The organism is Clostridium sp. CCUG 7971 (assembly GCF_017590215.1).
In the GTDB taxonomy this organism is placed as follows: Bacteria; Bacillota; Clostridia; order Peptostreptococcales; family Peptostreptococcaceae; genus Faecalimicrobium.
In genome coordinates this window covers 1-1,457 of record NZ_JAFFPK010000080.1, presented here as the reverse complement: position 1 = coordinate 1,457, position 1,457 = coordinate 1, and the positions used below count along the sequence as shown (strand labels likewise).

Genomic DNA, 1,457 nt, shown 5'->3' with positions numbered 1-1,457 from the left:
AAAATGTACCCTTTGTAAAGGACAATAATAAAAATACACCACTATGAATCAAGATGACTTCTGTATTGTACAGGAGTCATCTTCTTTAAATTCCACTGATATCTATAATTATTATAGTACTCCATATATTCAGCTATCTCTCTTTTAACTTCCTCTAGATTATTACAAATTTTGAAATTAACTTCATCCTTAAAATGACCAAAAAATGATTCTTGAGGAGCATTGTCCCAACAATTACCTCGCCTTGACATGGATTGACCCAATCCCATAGATTTAATTTTTTTCTGAAACTTTGGACTTGTATAATGAACACCTTGATCTGAATGTATAAAAGCATCTTTATGAAGGCTATCGCCTATATTTTCACTAAGTATATCTATTGTATCTAATACTATATCTATTTTAAGGTTAGAAGAAACTTTATAAGCCAATATTTCATTTGTTGAAGAGTCCTTAATTGTTGATAAATACGCTCTCTTACTATTATTATAAGTTAAATATGTTATATCAGTAAGTAATACTTTACCAGGTATATCTTGCTTAAACTCTCTATTAAGTAAATTAGGAACTACTGTATGTTCTTTTGTAGCCTTCATCATCCTTTTATAAGCGTTAGCTTTCCTTATAGGACATATAATATCATATTTTTTCATTATTCTTCTTATTCTCTTTAAGTTATACTTTATCCCAAATTCACTTTCTAAAACCATCTTTATTTGCCTAGCACCCTTTTTACGATTTTTAAAATTAAACGCTTTTAGTATGTTTTTCTTAGATATTTCATCTTTATTATTACTTGTTTCTCTCGTATTAATCGAACGTTTAGAGAAATATCTATAGTAACCTGACCTAGATATTCCACTAACTTTGCATAGATAACTTATCATATTTTTTAGCTTATGCTTTTTTATAGTATTAGCAATAGCTATATATTTTTCTTCAATTTTTAATTCTACTTTCTTTTCAACGCCTGCCTTTCTATCATATCTAACTTTTTTAATAATTCATTCTCTGCTTTTAACAATTTCATCTTTGCTTCTAAACGAGCATACTTTTCCTCAAGTGAAAGATTTTTTGTTGTTGGTCTACCCGAACAGTGAGTTCTTTTATCTGTAAGTCTTGATATTCCTCCATTTCTATATAGGCTACGCCATCTTTTACCAATAGATTTTATCCTACCAACACCTAATACTTCTGAATCAAAGCCACATTCATTAAAAATTTGGATAGTTGATTTGCCATTATTATTTTCATCTATAAATAACATTCTAAATTCATCAGTATATGTAATTCCTTTATTAGTCACTTTTTTTACGTATTTATTTTTAGTTAATACTTTAATTTCTTCTTCTGTAAATAGTTTTTTACTCATTATGTCATCCTCCAGCTATTTTATTATACATAAAAAAATCCTATAGAAGGACATTTTATAATTGTCCACTCTATAGGATACATTT

Annotated in this window: 1 protein-coding gene; it reads right to left on the bottom strand. The window is 27.7% G+C overall.

Translation table 11 applies throughout. From position 1 onward, the window contains the following. Positions 1-41: 41 nt before the first annotated feature. Positions 42-1,372, bottom strand: a protein-coding gene (locus JWF52_RS10985) for an IS3 family transposase (protein WP_502711253.1) whose coding sequence is annotated in 2 segments (ribosomal slippage) — positions 42-967 and positions 967-1,372 — 1,332 coding nt in all. Because the reading frame shifts where the segments join, the coding sequence is not laid out codon by codon here. Between the last annotated feature and the right edge of the window lie 85 nt (positions 1,373-1,457).